We start from the raw sequence: 22,497 nt of genomic DNA on the forward strand, positions 1-22,497 counted from the left end.
TCCTTTGGGCTTAAAGATTAAGATGGTTTAGGAAACTCAAGGTAATTATATAATATTGTTTATTTCTTTTGTAGACATATTGTTATTTTTTATGTTTTTTTTCGCTGAACATAATAGTCAAAAACATGGTGTACAATTACCTTAATAACAGCAAAAACAGGAACTGCTAAGATCAATCCTACGACACCTGCCAATTCCCCCCCTACTAGCAAAGCAAAAATAATAGACATTGGATGTAAATGTAAAGTCCTGCCTACGATCTGAGGTGATATTACATTTCCCTCTAATATTTGAACAATAATATTTACAATGGCAACGAATAAAACCATTTTAAAAGAAATAGTGGCTGCCATTACGATCGCAGGTGCCGCACCAAAAAATGGCCCTAAATAAGGAATGATGTTAAAAATAGCAACAACACTTGCTAATAGTAGAGCATAAGGCATACCAATAACCCAATATCCAATATACGCTAATATACCTACTACGACACAAACTAAAAACTGCCCTCGTATGTAATTTCCTAATGCCTCATCAATATTGATTAATAAACGAACTGTTTGCTTTCGGTGTTTACTTGGAATGATGGCTAAAGAACCTTTTTCAATTAACTTAAAGTCTTTTAACATATAAAAAGCTAAGAACGGAACGATGAAGGCAAGAAACATCATATTAATATAACTTCCTATATCACTAATAAGTTGAGAAACTTCTTTACCAATATTATTTTCAAAATTCATAAGTGAATTTGTTACACCAAGACGAACAGATTCAGGAAAAAAGCGATTTTCATATACATAATCTAGCCATTTTTGTACCGTGGCAGTTAATTCGGGTAAATGTTCATTCAGTTCTTTCAATTGTTTCATAAACATCGGGATTAAATTCATTAATATTACGGTAATTGAAGTAACAAATACTGCGTAAATAAGTAAAACAGCTAATGTTCTTGGGACTTTACGCACGCTAAGTAAATTAACTATTGGATTCAATACATACGAAATAATCATTGCGATAATAAATGGTGCTAAAACAGCACTAACAAAATTATATATGCCAATAATCATTGGTTTGATTTGCAACAGCATAAACAAAGCAACCATGATTAACAAAATATAAATTAATATGATAAAAAACCGATTGTTTAGAAAACGTTCCATAATTTCTCCCCAACACTTTGAATTTCTAGTACAAGTCATTGTATTTTAAAGTATATGTACTAAAAGTAGAAAATAACCACTAATTCACCCTACTTCCACAAAAAAAACACCTAGAGAAGATTAAAATTTCTCTAAGTGTTATGTTTGTTATGTTAATTCTTAGTATTTTTAAGTTGCGTGTATCTCTTGTACCTCTTCTGACATTTCTTCTTCAAAAAATAAATCATCTAGAGAACTAAGGGAACCATCTTCTTCTACTTGAAATACTGACATTTTTTCTCCATTAACTGTTAGTTCTATGAAACAACCCCAACAGTAAAATTGATGTGATCCTATTTTTCCAATATCTTTAGAATTACAATTTGGACAACGTAACACCTTATTCACCCTATCCCTTCGAATTAATCCATGAATCCACCAGATCTTGTTCACTCTGAACAGGAACGATTATTGCGTCTTTTCCTACGGTTATTTGTATAGGAGCAGGCAGCCACTTTCTTCCATCCTGTATATCTGAGATTAAACCATCTGTTAATTCATATCCTATTATTTTTCTTCCCAATTTCCCACCAAAATAAACATCATCAACCATTCCTAATTCATGACCATTCACCGTTAAAATTGGAAGACCCAGTATTTTTTTCTCTCCATCGTATAAAGGATGAAACTGATTAGATACATCATCTAGCTGCTGAATAACCTCTTCATTTTGTATGGTTACAGCATCTTTACCAATGGAAATTATATTTTCCCATTCCACAATTCTAGTTGAAGAAAACCAATGTTTTCCTTCTAAAATGATTGCTTGAATTTCCCAATTATTGTTAAGTAGAAAATCTTTTACAGAGCCTGTTTGCTCACCCTTCTCAATCTCAATGACGGGTAGTCCAATTATATCTTTGGCTTTATGCAAAATATAACTCTCCCTTCTACTTACTACGTAAACGATTTACAATGGTTCCAATTTTTTTTGCAGCTGTTATCATTTCTTTTTTTGTATTATTTATACCCAAGCTAAAACGAATAGCTCCTTTTTTCAATTCGGGAGAAATATCCATCGCATCTAATACATGCGAGTCCTTTATAGAACCAGATGTGCAAGCAGACCCACTAGAAGCTGCAACTCCTTCAATATCAAAATTCATCAACAACGTTTCCTTGTTCATTTGTTGAAAACTTACATTTAAAATATGCGGCAATCTTTTGATAGGATGACCATTAATAACAAATCCTTCATGTCCTAATTCTTTACTTAACTCTTCAATCAACAGTGATCTTAAATCATTTAGAATTTTCTGATTTTTATTTACATTATGAACGGAAAGCTCAATCGCCTTAGAAAAACCTACAATGGCTGCAAGATTTTCCGTGCCTCCACGACGTTTACGTTCTTGGTTTCCACCATATATATTAGGAAGTATATGGACTTTTTTATTTACATACAATAAACCAATACCTTTTGGTCCATTAATTTTATGTCCAGAAAAACTCATAAGATCAACAGGAAGATCTAAAAGGTTAATCATTATTTTACCCAATGTTTGTACAGCATCTACATGAAAATAAATTCCTTTTTCACGCGCCAAACCACCGATTTCCTCAATCGGTTGTAGTGTTCCAACTTCGTTGTTTCCATAGTTGATACTAATTAACACTGTTTCAGGTTTGATTGCTTTATTCAAATCCTCAATTGAAACTAAACCAGTCTTGTCAATGGGAAGGTAAGTGACGGCATGTCCTAGATCTTCAAGTTGTTGGCAAGTACTTAATACAGCTCGATGCTCAATCTGAGTTGTTATCACATGTACAGGTTTTTGTTTACTTGCTGCTATAATACCCATAATTGCTAAATTAACACTTTCTGTTCCACCACTTGTAAAAATAATCTCATTTGGACTGCAATTTAAATGAGATGCTATGGAGTCACGAGATGAATCCAAAGCAATTTTGGCACTCCTGCCATAAGAATGAAGACTCGAAGGATTTCCATAATGCTCTTTCATAAACGGTACCATGACATCAAAAACTTCAGGGTGCAGCGGAGTCGCTGCAGCATGGTCTAAATAAATATTATGCATTGTTAATCACCTGTTAAATATAGAACATGTTACTCTCATGTTCATCTCCTTGATCTTGATAATGGATTAGATTTGCCAAAGTAGTTGAATCTAATACCTTTGCAATACTGTCTCGAATATTGATCCAAAGATCTCTTTTTGCAGGATCATCTTCTTCTGTAAAGTCAACCGGACTAATGGGTCCTTCTAATACACGAATTACATCCCCTGCTGTTATATCTTCTGGTGGTTTAGAACACTGATAACCTCCATATGCTCCACGAATGCTCTTGACTAAACCAGAGTTTCTTAATGGCGCCACCAATTGCTCTAAATAATGCTCTGATAATCGATGCTTTTCAGCTATACTTTTAAGTGAGATTGGTCCTTCTCCATAATTTGAAGCCAATTCCATCATGATTGTAAGTCCATAACGACCTTTAGTAGAAATTTTCAAGGTAACACCCCATACAATAAATATTAGTTTAGTTTCTTATTAGTTATAAACAGTAATCCATCATTTATACTACCGTATAATTCAATTCAGTTTATATATATAAGGAAAAGTAAGTTATAAAAAGTTAGTTATTGAAAAGTTAATTATATGTTATCATATAAGAGCTTGCAATAGTAAAAAATTTGACTATTTTTATTGAATTTTTTAAAAATATGTTAAACTCATTACTATTGAAATATAAGAATAATAAATTAGACCTACAAAAGTGATTAGAATCCCAAGTTGTGTTATATTTCCAGGGTCCCACTTTTGTAGGTATTAGATAAAATAAGTGAGGTTTTTACCATGTCTAACAAAGGAACTCGCGTCGTAGTGGGTATGTCAGGAGGCGTTGATTCTTCAGTCACAGCATTATTATTAAAACAACAAGGTTACGAAGTCATTGGTGTGTTCATGAAAAATTGGGATGATACTGATGAATTTGGACATTGTACAGCAGAAGAAGATGCTGAGGATGTAAGAAGAGTTTGTGCACAAATTGATATTCCATTTTACACTGTGAATTTTGAAAAAGAATATAGTGATAAAGTATTTTCTTACTTCTTAGATGAATACAAAAAAGGACGTACTCCAAATCCTGACGTTATGTGTAATCGAGAGATTAAATTTGGAGACTTTTTAAATAAAGCACTTGAATTAGGTGCAGATTATATTGCCACAGGTCACTATGCCCGTCTAGAACGAGAAAATGGGCAACATACTCTATTACGTGGTGTTGATAATAATAAAGATCAAAGTTATTTTTTGAGTAAATTAAATCAAAAACAGCTCTCAAAAGCGATGTTTCCGATAGGACATCTACCAAAACAAGAGGTTCGTAAAATTGCGGAAGAATCAGGGCTAGCAACGGCCAAGAAAAAAGATAGTACTGGGGTTTGTTTTATAGGGGAAAGGAATTTCAAAGCGTTTTTAAGTGAATATCTTCCTGCTCAACCAGGTGATATGAAAACATTTGAAGGTGATGTGGTCGGGCGACATGATGGATTGATGTATTATACGTTAGGTCAGCGTAAAGGATTAGGTATTGGAGGAAAAGGTTCAGGTGAACCTTGGTTTGTAGCTGATAAAGATTTAAAAAACAATGTTCTTTATGTAGTACAAGGAGAGCAGCATCCTAGTTTATATTCCAAAGGACTCATTGCCTCTGATGCAGTTTGGATCAGTGATGTAGCCCCTGATACTCCTCTAAAATGTACAGCTAAGTTTCGTTATAGACAACAGGATCAAGGGATTACAGTAACTGCAATCAAAGATGGTCAAGTTCATATACAATTTGATGAGCCCCAAAAAGCAGTTACTCCTGGACAGGCAGTTGTATTTTATCAAGATGAAGTATGTTTAGGTGGAGCAACCATTGATCATGTCTTGAAGTAACTCATTTATCTTGCATTTAAAAGTTCAAATTTCACATAAAAGGACCTTCATTTTTGGAGGTCCTTTTTATTCATAACAAATATAGTCAATTTGTTGGTTTAAAATAAAGTTTGATTATTCTATTGTCTATATTCTCCTACAATTGCGCCATATCGTATTATGAGGTCAGCCAGTAATATTTCTGGTTGACCTATTTGTAATAGGTATTATTCTTAAGGTAGCCGGGGTAGAACGTTTGCGCCAGAGGGATTCGATTCCGTCCACAATACTGTTCACCCCCTACTTGTAGAAACATGTTTGAGGCTGGTTGGGACATAGATCCCGTATAACAAGCGAAGCTATGAAACTACAAGTTTGGTTAGGGGTTGCCGGCAAATCTATTAAAGGGAAGTGATACAACATGGATCCAGTCATTGGTCTGGATGTTGCAAAAGGAGAAAGCCAAGTTCAAGCGTTTCTAGAAAAGAAACGTCCTTACAAAAAGAGTTTTAAGTTTAAACACGATCGAATGGGCTTACATGATTTTTATTTGTTTTATCAGGAGGTAGAGCAAAAAGGCGGACAACCTCCGGAAGTTATATTTGAATCAACAGGGCACTATCACAAGCCTGTCTAACAGTTTTTAGAGAATCATGCTGTAACCTATTATTTAGTCAATCCTCTGATCTCTTATGAGGCTAAAAAAGTAAGTCTACGAAAAGTTAAAACGGATGCAATGGATGCCTACCATCTCTGTGAGTTGTATTACAAGGAAGATCTAGAAGCATTTCAAAAGAAAAGTATTCAAACACTAAATCTTCGTAATCTCAGTAGACAACATGATTCCCTGACGGGAATCTATGTACAAACCAAGTTGCAATTTCATACTATATTAGATCAGGTCTTTCCTGAGTATAAAGGAGTATTTGGGGACTTATTTTCAAAGGTTTCCCTCCATACCCTACTCACTTTTCCAACACCTAAAGAAGTTGAAGAACTGAGTCTTAGTGAAATTGCACATGAAATTCACCATCTATGTAAGAGTCGTTCGAAGTCCTGGTCAGTGAAAAAGGCGGAGGAACTAACATCTGCCGCAAGAAATAATCCATATAAACAAACGCTATACTACAGTCATCTTATTAGTTTAAAGATGTATATTGAAATGCTTCTACAGTACCAAAAACACCTATCCTAGTTAGAGGCGGAGATAGATGCGATGGCTCAAGCGTTTGAAGCATATCATATTATTCGATCAATCCCTGGTATTGGAGGTAAGATTGCAGCCACAATCATCTCTGAGATTGGTGAAATTGATCGATTTAATAACCCCAAGAAACTCGTTGCCTTTGCCGGAATTGATCCTAGTGTTCATGAGTCGGGCAAATTTAAAGCGAGTATTAATCGTATTACAAAAAGAGGCTCTAGTAGACTTAGACAAATTTTATATACGGCCGTACAATGTGGCTTGATAAACACTCGAAATCCTAGACTAAAAGAATTCTATGATAGAAAACGAGAGGAAGGTAAGCCACATAAAGTCGCAGTCATTGCTTGTGCTAATAAGCTCATTCACTGGATTTATACCTTATTAAAACGAAAAGAAACATTTGTAATATAGTTTATACCAAAATAATCAATTAAAAGAAAAAATTCCCAAATTCTTAGAGAGGCTTATTTGCTATGCTTATTTTTATCCTAACACATCTAAATAAAAATTTTTAGAGTTTATTATTGACTTCCTATTAGCTGGTATTGTTGAAGATCAGCACCTCGTTTTTTCCAATGAAAAAACAAAACATTTTGGGTATGTAGATTTTTCAACGCTTTGGGTGAAGCCTATGATCGAAGAATAATAATTATAAAAGATAAAAATATAATGAAGTGCAGAAGTTAGACATTTAATAAATCGCATATTACTTAGCCTTTTCAGCTAGTAGTAGCGATCTTTTTTCTCGTTCTTGCAATTGAAATATCTACAGTATGATAATCAAATGGAATTATTTATCATTATAATGTAAAAAATATTTGACATTATGATTGTTTTATTTTACCATATGTATATAAGATTTAACATAAAGTAAATATAAACATACTAAAGGAGGAAAAAATGTTTTATCGAGAAAAAAGAATTATTGTATCTTTAATCAACAACTTACTGATCTCTATTGGTTTTTGTATTTATGTAATTCAAAAATATCTGGAAGGGAGCGTAAATTCCACAAATGTCTTCAGCTTTTGGGGATCTCTCTTCTTATTCTTAATCATTGTGTCCATTGTAGTCCATATCATCTTGCATATCTTATTCGCTATCATCAATACAATAGCAACTAAAGAAGAAATACCTACTATTACGGATGAAAGAGATAAATTAATTGAATTAAAAGCTACAAGGATTTCTTATTATGTGTTTATAACTGGCTTTGGGCTTTCAATGGGATCGCTAGTTTTGGATATGCCACCAACGGTGATGTTCTCTGTACTTTTTATCTTTGGATTTTCGGCTACAATTATTGAAGATATTTCGAAGTTTTATTTTTATCGGAGAGGATTTTAAAAAATGGGTAAATGTCTGATTAGTAACAATATTCGTAGATTACGTTTTTTCCATGATGAAATAACCCAAAAACAATTAGCTGAAAAAGTAGGTGTAACACGACAAACCATCGTAGCCATCGAAAATGGAAAATACTCCCCTTCTCTTGAATTAGCCTTTCGCATTGCTCATGTTTTCAACTCACCTTTGGAAGAGGTATTTTCATTCTCATTAGTGGATGATAACAAAAATAACCCACCAAAGTGAAATGAAGCTTTAAATAATAACAGAAAGGAAGGATCAACAAATGAAAGCAATTGTTTATGAAAAATATGGTTCTCCGGATGTACTTCAGCTAAAAGAGGTAACTAAACCTTCACCCAAGGACAATGAAGTACTAATAAGGATTTATGAGACAATCGTAACGTCTGTGGACTGCATCAACCGAAAGGGTACCCCATTAATCATAAGATTATTTAATGGTTTTACAAAACCAAATAATACAATGCCTGGGTCTTACCCTTCCGGAGAAATTGAAGCAGTCGGAAAAAATGTGAAGTTATTCAAAAAAGGTGATCGAGTTTTTGGATTTACCGGTAGCAGTTTAGGGGCTCATGCTGAGTACAAATGTCTTCCAGAAGAAGGTGTGATTGGGTTAAAACCAACCAATATAACTTATGGGGAAGCTGCCGCCGTCCTTTATGGAGCATTAACAGCATTGATTTTTCTTAGAGATAAAATAAAAATTCATAAGGGACAAAAAATCCTTATCATTGGTGCTGCCGGAGGAATAGGTACTTTTGCAGTTCAGCTTGCCAAGTACTTTGGAGCAGAAGTCACTGGGATATGCAGCACTAAGAATTTAGATTTAGTGAAGTCTTTGGGAGCCGACCATGTTATTGATTACACAACAGAGGATTTTACCAAAAGCAGTCAGACCTATGACTATATTTTTGACACGGTAGGTAAGAGTTCATTTTTTCGTTGTAAAAGCTCATTAAAGCAAAATGGAGTCTATCTGTTAACGATCCCTACATTGTCAATTATGCTTCAAATGTTATGGACTTCAAAATTTAGCAGTAAAAAAGCAGTATTTGCAGCAACAAGCTTTTCATGGACGCAAAATGATTTAAATTTCTTAATAGAACTTATTGAATCAAGTAAACTAAAATCTGTAATTGATAGAAGTTATCCGTTGGAGCAAATTGCAGAGGCTCACAAATATGTTGAACAAGGACACAAAAAGGGGAATGTAGTTATAACTCTATAACACAACATATCCTTAAAAAGGGGCAGCGTCAGGAAATCAATTTACAACGTTAAGGATTTTAAAAAATAAAAAAGCCTGGTTTCTCTGTTATTTTGATATTATCCCCCTTAAGTAAACATTCAAAAAAACCTTTATAATAATGAAGGAAACGAGAAATTAGGCTTTCTTTTTTCAAGAAATGCGCCATTTTGTTGAAGATGGTATTAATTAATATCTCCTAAATAAACCGGACACTTTTCATTATTAAAATGCTTCATAATATATTTTCTTAGTTCTTTGGGATATATTCTATATTCAAGTAAATCATTAATATGTATCCATTCTATTCCTACTTGGTCGGTATCTGGATTGGTAGGTGTTTTATAATTGTTCATTTCATTTACTAGGTTGCAAACAAAATAATATTCAACTTGGTGAACATTAAAATCGAATGAAGAATACTCGTGGTTTTTCCCTATATATTCACGAAGATGAAGTAGTTCTCCTATTTCTACTTCTTTTCCAACTTCTTCAATACACTCTCTTATTAATGCGCTATGAATTGTTTCACCATGTTCCTGTCCACCACCAGGAAAAAGATAAAAATACCCCTCATTATCTTGATTTTTTGTTAACAAAACCTTATCTCCACTAATTATAATAGCTTTTGCTGAATTTCTAATTCTCATTATGTATCCCTCCCTATCTATTCTGTATTTTACTATAAAATCACACATGGATTTATTTTAAATGATCTGGTCCTAAAATATAAAAAACGCCACTTTATTCAAGATTGGCGCCATAGTGTTGAAGATCATTTCTTTTTATTATGAATCGTTTAATAAAAAAATTAAACTGTATCAGCTACGAAAAAAGTCCCTTTATATAAACCAATAATATTTCCTCCGAGCAGTTTATTTTTCTACTATATATTTCATAGAAATATCTATTCTTTCTTCCAAGTCTTCAGGAAACCAATGACCAAAGTTGTCTTTTACAGAAAAATAACAGTTGAACCCAATTTCATCAAATTCAGCTAGCATTTCCTTCTGTTCATCATAAAACTTGTCTTGATCCCCTGTGATGATGCTTCCCTTTATTCCTTGTTGTTTGGCTTTTAGAATATTTTCTTTAGTATGTAAATTTAGTTTTTTGTAAGGACTTAAAGCAATAAAACCTTTCACTGGTAAATATGTATGATTTAAAGCAATATCCATCGATAAAGTTCCACTTTCAGAAAACCCGCCGACGATCATCTGCTCATGATTTACTGAATAATTTGCAAAAACTTCTTTTGTCATTTCATGGATATCCTTGTGAGCTAGTTCATAGTCCTCCCAAGAATAGTGGAAAGAACCTACCATTTGTGAAGACTGTATATAAACTATGATGTATTCACGATTTATTTTGTCTAAAGTAGTCCAAGACTCTTTAAACCTGGCAATATTATGACCCGAGGTATGAAGTGCAATAAATAATGGGTACGTTTTGTTTGGGTTATATTCTGGTGGTAAAATAATTTCCCATTCAGCCTTAGAATTTTCTTTTGCTGCTGCGCTTACTTCATTCCACCTTGTAACCGTATGTTCATATTCCTTTAAATTCCACACGGATCGAAACAAATATTTTGGGTACCAAATACCTCGATCTAGTTCTTTATTTAAAATTTGGATGGCTTGATCATGTTGATCTAATTGACTATATAAACTAGCTAAGTCCTCAGTAATAATGTTTAGATTTTCAGGATAATCTTTTACGCATTGTTCTACAATTTTCAAAGCTTCTTTTTTATTTGGAGGGTCCGCGAACCAAAGATTGCTATATTCCTTTTCCTTCTCTATAAAACTTTTTTTCAACATGTTTTATCACTCCTGAATGTTTATTTAACTATATTTGACCAATGTATTCATATAATAGCAAAACAACTCTGCCATATACCTGTCAGAGTTGTTCAATTCTATTTAATATTTTTTCATCTTATTTGTTCACTAATCGCGCCAGATTGTTGAAGAAGTTATGCTAAAATAAAATGTGGATGTAAAGGATATTCTGAAACAAACGAAGTTAAATACTTGAGGAAAAAAGAAATAAAATCTCGGAAGTCACAATTAGAGAAGGTCAGCTCAGTTTTTTTACTAGCGGTAGTGTCTAAAGCCTATGTTTCATCCATAAAATGGTGATAACCACATATGATACTAGACTAACCTACATAAGCAACAATCATCCGGAACTCAGTCAATAATTACAACAAATAAAGATTAAAAAATAGTATAAAAACAAAAACCAGACCCTTTTGGGGTTTAATTATTAAAAATCTTCTTACTTTCCCACCATTCAAATTCAATTGTTGCTTTTACTGGCTTACTACTTGTTAAGAATAAAATAATTGATGTTCCAGGAGCAACAACTGCTCTACCATCTATTCTAAATCCTGGCGTTGTACTATTAGGTGGAAATCGTCTAAATGCAACTCTATTACCGCCGATTGGTTTTCCTCTTACAGATGGATTAAATTGAATCTTCCCGTTAGGTGAATTATTAAAATTCAGATTTATATTCCTAACATCTCTTGAGCTAAATATTCTACCTGGAGGAGTAGAAGAGAAATATAATTGACCAGAGATAGGAGTTTTTGAGAAGTTACTAAGGGAAAAAAAAGAGAGAAATAAATTTATTTTAGAGTTTGGTGGATTGAATAAACGTCCCCAGGCAGATCTGTTTCCTCCAAAATTAAGCGGTGTAGTTGTTCCAGCAAAGGCTTTACCTTTTGAAGATTGAAAGGCTGGATTTATGATATTAACAACTGGTTTTATTTTATTTTTTTTATTCATACGTTTCATCCCCAATATAATGTAGGTGCTGCATAACATACTTATATGTCTCAAGCTCCGGTATAGACTGAACTATATACCATATTCATAATATATAGTTATAGTATTAAGGAAGAAGTGATTTTGATATATACAAAGGTCTATTCTAATGAAAATGGTGAAATCGTCTATTAGAAATTTGACTATCTTTCAGGATTTTAATTGTACTATTTTCATTAGTTGTGTTGGTTTAAAATAAAGTTTGATCAAAAATTTCATGAAAACCCGTATTCTATGGCAAACAAAAGAATCTATTTTGAAAAAAAGATTGATCAAAATGGATTCTAGATTTGAGGTAGACTATTTAATTTTTATAAAAAAGTTTGATCACTTTATAGTCTTTCTTCTTATACAATCGCGCCATATCGTATTATAAGGTCAACCAGAAATAAATGGCTAACCTCATAATACGATATGGTCCTTTTGTCTAATATGAAAGTCAAAAAACTTATGAATCACATTCTAATTCATAAGTTTCAAACTGTATTCAATATAATATTTCGGTGCAACTTTGTTTTAAAATCACACAATTATTGTTTCATTGAATTTATATAATAGACCCGATGATCTGTCCACTCATCATGTTCAAAAATAAAACCTTTCCTTATACATTCAAACTCCATACCTACACTTTTTGCTAAATGAATAGAAGCTGAATTATCCAAATTTATATGTGCTTCAACACGATGAAAATTCAATTTTTTAAAGGCAATATGAAGTGCTTCACTTACCGCCTCTTTACCATAACCTTTTTGCCAATACTGATTATGAATGGTGTAACCGATTCTAGCCCATTGAAAATCACCTCTTGCCAAAGTGGAAAAGTCTACAGTACCTAAATGTTTTCCATCATCTTTCCGAAAGACAGCAAATACGTGAGCTATATCATTTATTGCTATTTGTTGATGATTTTCCACCAAATTAGTAAACCACTCTCTAGTACATTCACTCATATCGATTCTTCCCACATCGTATTTGTGTTGAGAAGGAAGTCTATTATTAAATTCATTTAGCCAATTCTTATAGTCCCTTTCTTGTAAAGGTCTAATGAATAATCTTTTTGTTTCTGAAAGATAATCAAATTTTATCAATACAACACCTCATATTTTAGATTCTTTGTTTTGATTCGGTTTCATTTAACTTTGTTTACAAACTCTCTTGCTAGCTCCGTTAATTCATGAAATTGTCCTGTTTGAATGAGTTTTTTATTTACAAGGCTGCTACCAATCCCAACAGCAGTAGCCCCTGCTTTAAAATATTCTTGAATGTTTTCTAGTGTAACCCCACCCGTTGCAATCATTGGAATGTGGCTTAGAGGTCCCTGAATTTCTTTTAAATAAGAAATACCAATACTAGCTAATGGGAATATTTTGACCGCTTCGACCCCTAACTTTGAAGCTCGTACAATTTCTGAAGGCGTAAAGGTTCCTGGCCAAATATCTACTCCATTTTTTAGCGCTACTTCGACTACTCTTTCATCTAAACTAGGTGTAATAATAAATTGTGCACCTACTTGAATGACTTCTTTAGCCATACTCTCATCTAATACCGTACCCGTACCAATGTATGCTCTATGAGCATAAGCTTTTCTCCATTGATGTACCATTTTCAAAGCACCTTCTGTATTCATCGTTACTTCTAAAAAACGGATTCCACCTTCAATTAATGCATCTACTGTCAGAGTAGCTTCTTCAATGGAATAACCTCTTAGGATGGCAATGATTTTTTCTTGCTTCAATAGGTTAAAAAGAGTCATTCTATATCTCCCTCTAGTATTGTTGAAATTATTTAGTATAACGAAAATCATATCACTTTATGATCTCATATTAAGTCTCTCATTCATTGAGAAACTTTTTTTGATATACCATTTCTGTTCATTTTTTTCTGCTACGGTTTACTTCTACGATTTTTTTGATTTACTTTGATTTTCTCTTCCATCCCCTGCTCTGTAGCTTCATAGAGCGTTTGATTTTTAATTTTATCAGGTAAGTACTGTTGTTTCACATAATGTCCGGGGTAATCATGTGGATACTGATATCCTTTATGCCCTAATTCTTCTGATCCTTTATAATGTGTGTCTCTTAAATGTAAAGGAACTTCTGCTGATTTTAAATTTTCTAATAAATGTGCTATTTTCGAAAGAGCATTCGGAATCGCATTCGATTTAGGACTCTCTACTGCAAATAAAATTGCCTGGGAAATGATATATCTTGACTCAGGCCATCCTATCTTTTGATAAGCCTCCATAGCTGTTACAGATTGTACCATAGCTTGCGGGTTTGCTAATCCGATATCCTCACTACTAGCTACAATCAATCTACGGATAAATACCATCGGATCCATACCTAACTTTTCAACTGCGTATACAAACCAAAACAATGCTGCATCACTTGAACCTCTAATACTTTTATGAAAAGCGGACAAAACATCATATTGTGTGGACTCATCAGCTTTGATCGTCGGGCGCCGAATCGATTCCTCTGCTACTTCAAGTGTTACATGTATTTTCCCATTTGGATTGGGATGTGTTGTCATGACTGCTAGTTCTAAAGCATTTAAGGATCTTCGTATATCGCCATTTGCCATATGTGCAATATGCAGTAGCGCATCCTCATCAACTAGGACAGGGAGAGTTCCTAAGCCTTTCCCCTCATTGGTCAAAGCTCGTCTCATAGCTTCTAACGAATGTTCATATGTTAATGTTTGTAATTCAAATAAAGTGGATCTAGAAAGCAATGCACCATTGACATGATGAAACGGGTTTTCTGTTGTTGCTCCAATCAATATGATAATCCCTTGCTCCACTGCTGGTAAAAGAGCATCTTGCCTTGATTTATTAAAGCGATGTACTTCATCTAAAAAAAGAATCGTTTTTTTGTCATACATTCGTTTGCTCATTTTTGCGTTTTCAATCACTTCCCGCACATCTTTAACAGATGCCTCTACAGCGTTTAGTTGAACAAAATCCCCATTGGTTTGATTTGAAATGATATTTGCGAGTGTTGTTTTTCCTACACCCGGAGGTCCGTATAAAATAATTGAAGTGATTTGATCTGCTTCAATCGCTCTTCGAAGCAACTTTCCTTCACCAACGATATGTTCTTGACCGATATACTCATCTAAAATTTGCGGTCGCATTCGATCTGCTAATAATTGTTGTGTAGGTTGCTCTGATTCGTTATATGAAAATAAATCCATGATTTTCACTACCTTTTCCAATCAATCTATCTAAAGTGATTATATTTTATATACATTCCTGAATACTAAGACTACTATATCAAAACCTCTCTCATGAATCCAAATTTTTCGAATCAAAATGAAGTGAATCAGAAATTTTATAATTTGTACATTTTGTCTGATATAAACACACAAGCAACTACGAAGTTAAAATCATATAAATGTTAGTATAGGAGGTGATAATTATGCCACATTCTAGAAAAAAAAGGAAAAAGAGAGTGAGAAAATTTGTAATATTTGCAAAGGTAATCGAAATTAAAAAGAAGAGAAAACGAAAAAAGAAACGGTATTAATTTTATCTTATAATATCTATTAATTATTTTTAATAACTAACCAATATAGGGTGTTATGCACCCTATAAAAGAAATTAACAAATTACAAGAGAATCTATTCAAAAATTTATTAATATTTGATGATTTCATAATTAATTTATAACATCTATTGGTAATACTATAATCTTTCAAACTTACGAACACCATTAACTTCGCGCCTCTAAAATATAATCAGAATGAGGATATTTTTTAACAAATAACAATATGATTTAAACAACTGCCAATGATTTATTAAAAGGAGGTGTATTGATTTGTACCCACAATATCCTTATTACGGATATAAAAAAGAAATCAGAAGGGTTCCCATTACATTTCCACCTCAGCATCAAAATGTCCACCCAGGTTTAGAATTTTTAATGGTACCAAGACCCATATCTGAAGATCCAAATTATAGAAGTGGTTATAAGTTACATAATAAAGTTGCCATCATTACGGGTGGTGACAGTGGGATTGGAAGAGCTATAGCCATCGCCTTTGCAAAAGAAGGTGCGGATATAACAATCGTTTATTTGAATGAACATCGAGACGCTGCCGAAACAAAACATAGAGTGGAAAAATTAGGACGTAAATGTTTAGCTATCAGTGCAGATTTACGTAAGGAAGAAACATCAAAGCTAGTGATTAAACAAACGATTGACACGTTTGAAAAACTGGACATTCTTATTAATAATGCTGGTGATGTATATGCATCTAATAGCATTCTCGATATTTCATCTGAGCAACTTGAGCATACATTTAGAACGAACATTTTTTCAATGTTTTATATGGCAAAAGCCGCCCTCCCCTATTTGAAAAATGGCAGTTCTATTATTAATACTGCTTCCATTGTAGCTTTTCAAGGAGGAAAAAACTCCATAGATTATTCTGCCTCAAAAGGAGCGGTTGTTGCTTTCACACGTTCACTTTCCTCTTCCTTAGTCCAACAAGGAATTAGAGTGAATAGTGTGGCTCCAGGACCAATCTGGACACCTCTTATTCCATCGGCCTTTTCTGCCGAACAAGTAACTGAATATGGTTTATCTTCACCGATGAATCGTGCCGGGCAGCCTTTTGAGCTTGCACCTGCATATGTATACCTAGCATCAGACGACTCCAGATATGTTACAGGTCAAAGCATTCATGTAAATGGTGGAAACATATTAAATACTTGATACTCGGATATTAAAAGGATATCAATTCAAGAACTTAATATAACACATGATGAAAGATAATATAATAAGCAGGAACTTTTTGAATACATATGATATAAACGTCAGGGGGCGATAATTTTGTACCCACAATATCCTTATTACGGATATAAAGAAGAAGTCAAGAGGGTTCCTATTGCTTTTCCACCTCAGCATCAAAGTGTCCATCCAGGTCTAGAATATTTAATGGTGCCAAGACCCATATCTGAAGATCCAAATTACCGAAGTAGTTATAAGCTGCAAAATAAAGTCGCCATCATTACGGGTGGAGATAGTGGAATTGGAAGAGCTATAGCTATTGCTTTTGCAAAAGAAGGTGCCGATATAACAAACGTTTATTTGAATGAGCACCGAGATGCATCTGAAACAAAACAAAGAGTGGAAAGTTTAGGACGAAAATGTTTATCTATTAGTGCAGATTTACGTAAGGAAGAAACATCAAAGCTAGTGATCGAAAAAACGATCAACACGTTTGGAAAATTGGACATTCTCATAAATAATGCCGCTGTTCAATTTGTACAAAATAGCATCCTAGATATATCATCTGAGCAGCTTGAGAATACATTTCGAACGAACGTTTTTTCAATTTTTCATATGACAAAAGCTGCCCTCCCCTATTTGAAAAATGGCAGTTCTATTATTAATACTGCTTCCATTGTAGCTTTTCAAGGAGAAAAGTTATTATTAGATTATTCTGCCTCAAAAGGGGCAGTTGTTGCTTTCACACGTTCACTTTCCTCATCCCTAGTTCAACAAGGAATTAGAGTGAATAGTGTGGCGCCAGGGCCCGTTTGGACACCGTTTGTTCCATCTAGCCTTTCTGCTGAACAAGTCACAGAATTTGGCTTGTTTACACCAATGAAACGTGCCGCACAACCTTTTGAGCTTGCACCTGCTTACGTATATTTAGCATCAGACGACTCCAGATATGTTACAGGTCAAAGCATTCATGTAAACGGTGGAGTCATATTAAACACTTGATACGGCTATGTTTATATGAAATAGAAAATAACGAGCGTCTATTAAATTTATTAACTGGAGGGGATGAATTTGTATCCACAATATCCTTATTACGGATATAAAGAAGAGGTTAAAAGGGTTCCCATTAGTTTTCCACCTCAGCATCAAAATTTCCGTCCAGGCTTGGAATATATAATGGTTCCGAGACCCATATCTGAAAACCCAAGTTACCAAAGTGGTGATAAATTATATAATAAAGTCGCCATCATTACCGGTGGAGATAGCGGAATTGGAAGAGCCACTGCCATTGTTTTTGCAAAAGAAGGTGCGAATATAGCCATTGTATATTTGAATGAGCACCGAGATGCAGCCGAAACAAAACAAAGAGTCGAAAACTTAGGAAGACAATGTTTAACAATCAGTGGGGATTTACGCAAAGAAGATACGTCACAACAAGTGATCAAACAAACAATCGACAAGTTTGGAAAATTGGATATTCTCGTCAATAATGTGGGTACTGGTTATATAACACATAACATTCTCGATATATCATCGGAACAACTTGAGGAAATATTCAGCACGAACATTTTTTCCTTTTTTCATATGACAAAAGCAGCGCTCCCCTATTTGAAAAGTGGCAGTTCTATTATTAATACCTCATCCATTGCAAACTTTCAAGGATATGAATTCTCAATAGATTATGCTGCCTCAAAAGGGGCAATTGTTACATTTACACGTTCACTTTCCTTATCGTTAATCCAACAAGGAATAAGAGTGAATAATGTGGCGCCAGGACCCGTTTGGACACCATTAATTCCATCAAGCTATTCTGCTGAACAAGCAAGTGAACATGGTGTGAATACACCAATGAAACGCGCCGCTCAGCCTTTTGAGCTTGCACCTGCTTACGTATATTTAGCATCAGATGACTCCAGATATGTTTCAGGTCAAACCATTCATGTAAACGGAGGAGTCATATTAAATACTTGAATGAAAAAAAGAGCCTTAAGCTCTTTTTTAAATTACATTAATATTTAACTATCAATTTTCAATATTTTCGCTGTACCTTAAGATCATTTGCAGCCAATAAATCCTTTACAACTTCACTTGCCATGATCAAACCTGAAACGGAAGGTACGAAAGCGTTGCTAGAAGGTGGATGCTTCGCTTTACGAATTTCCGGTGCATTTTCAGGAACAATTTCATCTGTCACCTCTTCCAAAGGAACAATAGGTGGCTCCTTTGAATATACAACTTTTACACCTTTGTAAATTCTATCTTTTCTAAGTTTTTGACGAATGACTCTGGCGATCGGGTCCATTGAAGTTTTAGAAATATCCGTCACTTCAAATTGAGTCGGATCCATTTTATTTGCAGCGCCCATACTAGAGATCACTTGAATTTTTCGTTGTAAACACTGTTTAATTAGATGTATTTTGTAAGAAATTGTATCTGATGCATCCACAACATAATCTAATGGTGTTTCGAAAAATGTTTCATATGTTTCTTCAGTGTAAAACATATTCAAAGCAATCACATCACACTCAGGATTTATTAATCCAATGCGTTCTTTCATCAGTTCAGCTTTAGATTGTCCAACAGTTGTCGTTAAGGCATGAATTTGTCGATTAATATTCGTAATATCCACTACGTCCTTATCAACTAATATGATTCGACCAACACCAGAACGAGCGAGTGCTTCAGCTGCAAAGGAACCAACACCACCAATACCTAAAACCGCTACCGTACTATTTTTCATTATTTCTAGCCCTTTTTTACCGATGGCTAATTCATTTCTTGAAAACTGGTGAAGCATATATATCTTTCCTTTCTAGTTATTGCCAGCCTCTTGTTTGATTGCCAGACGAATAGATAAATCATCTAACTGATGCTGACCAACTTCAGAAGGTGCATCACTTAATAAATCTGTTGAACTTGCAGTTTTTGGAAATGCAATCGTTTCACGAAGGTTAGAACTTCCAGCTAACAACATGATTAAACGGTCAAAACCAAAGGCAATCCCACCATGAGGAGGTGTACCATATTCAAATGCATCTAATAAGAAACCAAATTGCTCTTGAGACTCTTCTTTAGAAAACCCTAGTGCACTAAACATTTTTTCCTGAATCTCTTTTTGATAAATACGCATGGAACCACCGCCGACTTCGTAACCATTTAAAACAAGGTCATAAGCTTGTGCTCGAATCTCTCCTGGTTCTGTATCAAAAAGATGTACATCTTCTACTTTTGGACGTGTAAACGGATGATGTAATGCTACATAACGTTTTTCTTCTTCCACGTATTCAACTAGAGGAAAATCAACGACCCAAGCAAATTTAAATTGTGATTCATCAATTAAACCTAAATCTTTCCCTATTTTCAAACGTAAGTTTCCTAACACATCTGCAACTACTTTTTTCGTATCTGCAGAGAATAGAAGTAAATCACCATCTTCAGCTTGTAATCTTTCCTTCAATGCTGCTAACTCCTCTTCACTGAAAAACTTAACGATAGGTCCCTTCATCTCACCATTTTTCACTTGAATCCAAGCAAGTCCCTTTGCTCCATAACGAGCAGCATAAGGTCCTAAGTCATCAATTTCCTTACGACTCCATGTACCGCAGCCTTTTGCATTAAGAGCTTTTACTTGTCCTCCTTTAGCTACTACACTTGCAAATACTTTCACGCCAGAATTTACAACTAGATCCGATAAATCCACTAATTCTAAACCAAAACGAAGATCTGGTTTATCTGAGCCGTACTTATCCATCGCTTCAGCATATGTCAAACGTTGAAAAGGACGTGGGATTTCAACACCTTTTAATTCTTTAAACAAACGTACCGTGAGTTCTTCCATCATGTCTTGTAACTGCTCTTCAGATATGAATGAAGTTTCAATATCCACCTGTGTAAACTCTGGTTGACGGTCCGCTCTCAAATCTTCATCACGGAAACAACGAGCAATTTGATAATAACGCTCAACTCCCCCAACCATTAACATCTGTTTAAATAATTGAGGAGATTGTGGAAGTGCAAAGAACTTTCCGTCTTGTACACGACTTGGAACCAGATAGTCACGAGCACCTTCGGGAGTACTTTTTGTCAAAATTGGCGTTTCTATTTCTAAAAAATCTTTTTCATCTAAGAAGTCACGGAAAATCTTCGCAGCTTTCGAACGAAGTTTTAACGTTTTTTGCATTTCTGGTCTACGAAGATCTAAATAACGATATTTCAAACGTAAAACTTCATCCACTTCAATACCATCTTCAATAAAAAATGGCGGATTTTTCGCTTCGTTTAAAATTTCTATTTCAGAAACTTGTACTTCTATTTCACCAGTTGGAAGATTCGGATTTAACGTTTCTTCATCTCTTTCAACAACCTTCCCTTTCACTGCTAAAACATACTCATTTCTAGCCTTATCCCCAGTTTGAAGCGCTTCTCCCGAAAAATCAGGGTTAAATACGACTTGCATAAGCCCTGAGCGATCTCGTAGATCGATAAACAAAACGCCACCTAAATCTCTTCTTCTTTGTACCCATCCGTTTAATATGACGGTATCTCCTACGTTTGCTTTAGTTAAAGATCCGCATTGATGTGTTTTTAGCATCATTTTACATGTTTCCCCCTTTAGTTATTTTTATCATTTCTTCAACAAATTTTTCTAGCACAATGGTTTTTTGCTCTCGTGATTCTAATGTTTTTAGAACAATTTCACCTCGTTCTAATTCTTCATCACCTAGAATGGCTGCATATTTTACTTTTTGTCGATCGGCTGATTTTAATTGGGCTTTCATTTTTTTACCTAAATAATCTTTTTCTGCTCTTATTCCTGCCTGCCTTAATTCATATAAAACCTTTACACATTTTTCTTCTGCTTGATCTCCCAGCCCAACTAAATACACATCCAAAAGATTTTCTTCAGGGATTTGAACATTTTGATGATCTAAAATAAGTAATACTCTTTCCAAACCAATTCCAAAACCAACACCAGGTTGATCCTGTCCTCCAATTTGTTCAACAAGACCATTATATCGACCACCCGCAGCTATCGTATCAATCGCTCCAATGCCTTTAGCTTTATATTCAAAAACAGTATCTGTATAATAATCTAACCCGCGTACCATTCGTGGATTGATTTCAAACTTTACATCCATCTCTGTAAGATACTTTTGCACCTTTTCAAAGTGGATCATACTTTCCTCATCTAAGCTATCTAAAATGGAAGGGGCTCCACCAAAATATTGTTGATCTTTCTTACAATCAAGGATGCGTAATGGATTTCTATCAAATCTAGACTGACAATCGTTACATAACTGTTCTTTCACAGGAGTAAGAAATTCCTGCAACTTTTCACGATAGTTAGCTCGACTCTGTTGATTCCCAATCGAATTTAATTCCACCTTCACACCTTGCAATCCTAAATCTTTAAAAAAGCTATAGCCAAGTGATATCACTTCTGCATCAATAGCTGGATCAATGGAGCCGAAAACCTCTACTCCAAATTGATGAAACTGGCGAAACCGACCACTTTGCGGTTGCTCATACCGAAACTTTGGACCGATATAATATAGTTTTTGTAAATCAGGTTCGCCATATAGTTTGTTCTCAATATAAGCTCGAACAACTCCCGCTGTACCTTCAGGTCTAAGGGCCATATTTCGATCGCCTTTGTCCTTAAACGTGTACATTTCCTTTTCTACAACGTCAGTTGTTTCACCAACACTACGAATAAACAACTCTGTTTGTTCAAAAATGGGTGTGCGGATTTCTTTATAATTAAAACGATGGCACCAATCCCTAGCTTTTTTCTCAACATACTGCCACTTTTCTACAACACCAGGTATGAAATCCTGTGTGCCTTTTGGTTTTTGATATCTCAACCTTGTTCCCTCCTAACTCTTATTCATCAAATCATTTATAAATTTAATATGTATAAGTGATTTGCTTTTAATTAGTGACTTTTGCGGGTTGTGCAAGTGGAACGTTTAAAAGCAAACACGATACAACTATTCAATTTATAAATGGAAATTAAAAAATCT

The 22,497-nt window shown here is 34.4% G+C and carries 21 protein-coding genes and 1 pseudogene; 8 read left to right on the plus strand and 14 right to left on the minus strand.

Annotated features, from left to right (window positions below):
• Nucleotides 1-89: 89 nt before the first annotated feature.
• The 5 genes from EPK97_RS04200 to cymR all read right to left on the minus strand — a co-directional run bounded on the left by EPK97_RS04200 (nt 90) and on the right by cymR (nt 3,674).
• A complete protein-coding gene (locus tag EPK97_RS04200; RefSeq protein WP_162035322.1) occupies nt 90-1,160 on the minus strand; it encodes an AI-2E family transporter in 1,071 nt (356 codons plus the stop codon).
• Between the two features lie 168 nt (nt 1,161-1,328).
• On the minus strand, nt 1,329-1,538 hold the full coding sequence (locus EPK97_RS04205) for a hypothetical protein (protein ID WP_162035454.1): 210 nt from the start codon (nt 1,536-1,538) through the stop codon (nt 1,329-1,331).
• A 10-nt stretch (nt 1,539-1,548) separates the two neighbouring features.
• Nucleotides 1,549-2,073, minus strand: a complete 525-nt coding sequence (locus EPK97_RS04210; protein WP_162035323.1) for a PRC-barrel domain-containing protein — start codon at nt 2,071-2,073, stop codon at nt 1,549-1,551.
• Nucleotides 2,074-2,089: 16 nt separating this feature from the next.
• Nucleotides 2,090-3,238, minus strand: a complete 1,149-nt coding sequence (locus EPK97_RS04215) for a cysteine desulfurase family protein (RefSeq protein ID WP_162035324.1) — start codon at nt 3,236-3,238, stop codon at nt 2,090-2,092.
• Between the two features lie 13 nt (nt 3,239-3,251).
• Nucleotides 3,252-3,674, minus strand: a complete 423-nt coding sequence (cymR, locus tag EPK97_RS04220; RefSeq protein ID WP_162035325.1) for a cysteine metabolism transcriptional regulator CymR — start codon at nt 3,672-3,674, stop codon at nt 3,252-3,254.
• A gap of 345 nt (nt 3,675-4,019) precedes the next feature.
• Between cymR and mnmA the strand changes: the two genes are divergently transcribed.
• The 5 genes and pseudogenes from mnmA to EPK97_RS04245 all read left to right on the plus strand — a co-directional run bounded on the left by mnmA (nt 4,020) and on the right by EPK97_RS04245 (nt 8,890).
• On the plus strand, nt 4,020-5,108 hold the full coding sequence (gene mnmA, locus EPK97_RS04225; RefSeq protein ID WP_162035326.1) for a tRNA 2-thiouridine(34) synthase MnmA: 1,089 nt from the start codon (nt 4,020-4,022) through the stop codon (nt 5,106-5,108).
• Nucleotides 5,109-5,508: 400 nt separating this feature from the next.
• A pseudogene (locus EPK97_RS04230) lies at nt 5,509-6,705 on the plus strand (IS110 family RNA-guided transposase).
• A gap of 489 nt (nt 6,706-7,194) precedes the next feature.
• A complete protein-coding gene (locus tag EPK97_RS04235) occupies nt 7,195-7,641 on the plus strand; it encodes a hypothetical protein (protein WP_205690219.1) in 447 nt (148 codons plus the stop codon).
• 3 nt (nt 7,642-7,644) lie between these two features.
• Nucleotides 7,645-7,887, plus strand: a complete 243-nt coding sequence (locus EPK97_RS04240; RefSeq protein WP_162035327.1) for a helix-turn-helix transcriptional regulator — start codon at nt 7,645-7,647, stop codon at nt 7,885-7,887.
• Between the two features lie 40 nt (nt 7,888-7,927).
• Nucleotides 7,928-8,890 (plus strand): NAD(P)-dependent alcohol dehydrogenase, encoded by a 963-nt coding sequence (locus EPK97_RS04245; RefSeq protein WP_162035328.1) that lies wholly within the window; start codon nt 7,928-7,930, stop codon nt 8,888-8,890.
• 203 nt (nt 8,891-9,093) lie between these two features.
• Here EPK97_RS04245 and EPK97_RS04250 read toward each other — a convergent pair whose 3' ends face one another.
• From EPK97_RS04250 to EPK97_RS04275, 6 genes are all read right to left on the minus strand, one after another.
• Complete coding sequence (locus EPK97_RS04250) at nt 9,094-9,558, minus strand: NUDIX domain-containing protein (protein ID WP_162035329.1); 465 nt, start codon at nt 9,556-9,558, stop codon at nt 9,094-9,096.
• A 225-nt stretch (nt 9,559-9,783) separates the two neighbouring features.
• Complete coding sequence (locus EPK97_RS04255; protein ID WP_162035330.1) at nt 9,784-10,728, minus strand: hypothetical protein; 945 nt, start codon at nt 10,726-10,728, stop codon at nt 9,784-9,786.
• Nucleotides 10,729-11,169: 441 nt separating this feature from the next.
• Nucleotides 11,170-11,700 carry a DUF6143 family protein gene (locus EPK97_RS04260; RefSeq protein ID WP_162035331.1) on the minus strand — a complete coding sequence of 177 codons (531 nt, stop codon included), beginning with the start codon at nt 11,698-11,700 and terminating at the stop codon, nt 11,170-11,172.
• A 569-nt stretch (nt 11,701-12,269) separates the two neighbouring features.
• Nucleotides 12,270-12,830, minus strand: a complete 561-nt coding sequence (locus EPK97_RS04265) for a GNAT family N-acetyltransferase (protein ID WP_162035332.1) — start codon at nt 12,828-12,830, stop codon at nt 12,270-12,272.
• 41 nt (nt 12,831-12,871) lie between these two features.
• A complete protein-coding gene (locus EPK97_RS04270) occupies nt 12,872-13,495 on the minus strand; it encodes a bifunctional 4-hydroxy-2-oxoglutarate aldolase/2-dehydro-3-deoxy-phosphogluconate aldolase (RefSeq protein WP_162035333.1) in 624 nt (207 codons plus the stop codon).
• 131 nt (nt 13,496-13,626) lie between these two features.
• Nucleotides 13,627-14,937: a replication-associated recombination protein A gene (locus EPK97_RS04275; protein ID WP_162035334.1), complete on the minus strand. Its 1,311-nt coding sequence runs from the start codon at nt 14,935-14,937 to the stop codon at nt 13,627-13,629.
• Between the two features lie 622 nt (nt 14,938-15,559).
• Between EPK97_RS04275 and EPK97_RS04280 the strand changes: the two genes are divergently transcribed.
• The 3 genes from EPK97_RS04280 to EPK97_RS04290 all read left to right on the plus strand — a co-directional run bounded on the left by EPK97_RS04280 (nt 15,560) and on the right by EPK97_RS04290 (nt 18,445).
• Complete coding sequence (locus EPK97_RS04280) at nt 15,560-16,459, plus strand: SDR family oxidoreductase (RefSeq protein ID WP_162035335.1); 900 nt, start codon at nt 15,560-15,562, stop codon at nt 16,457-16,459.
• 117 nt (nt 16,460-16,576) lie between these two features.
• Entirely contained in the window at nt 16,577-17,476 is a 900-nt protein-coding gene (locus tag EPK97_RS04285; protein WP_162035336.1) for an SDR family oxidoreductase, read from the plus strand.
• A gap of 69 nt (nt 17,477-17,545) precedes the next feature.
• Entirely contained in the window at nt 17,546-18,445 is a 900-nt protein-coding gene (locus tag EPK97_RS04290) for an SDR family oxidoreductase (protein ID WP_162035337.1), read from the plus strand.
• Between the two features lie 58 nt (nt 18,446-18,503).
• Here the strand turns inward: EPK97_RS04290 and EPK97_RS04295 are convergent, their stop codons facing one another.
• From EPK97_RS04295 to hisS, 3 genes are read right to left on the minus strand one after another with little or no spacing between them, the layout of a single operon-like run.
• On the minus strand, nt 18,504-19,271 hold the full coding sequence (locus EPK97_RS04295; protein WP_162035338.1) for a tRNA threonylcarbamoyladenosine dehydratase: 768 nt from the start codon (nt 19,269-19,271) through the stop codon (nt 18,504-18,506).
• A 15-nt stretch (nt 19,272-19,286) separates the two neighbouring features.
• Nucleotides 19,287-21,068, minus strand: coding sequence for an aspartate--tRNA ligase (gene aspS, locus EPK97_RS04300; RefSeq protein WP_162035339.1), 1,782 nt, complete (start codon nt 21,066-21,068; stop codon nt 19,287-19,289).
• A gap of 1 nt (nt 21,069) precedes the next feature.
• Nucleotides 21,070-22,338, minus strand: a complete 1,269-nt coding sequence (hisS, locus tag EPK97_RS04305; protein ID WP_162035340.1) for a histidine--tRNA ligase — start codon at nt 22,336-22,338, stop codon at nt 21,070-21,072.
• Nucleotides 22,339-22,497: the final 159 nt, after the last annotated feature.

It is taken from the genome of Chengkuizengella sediminis, from assembly GCF_010078385.1.
GTDB lineage: Bacteria > Bacillota > Bacilli > Paenibacillales > KCTC-33759 > Chengkuizengella > Chengkuizengella sediminis.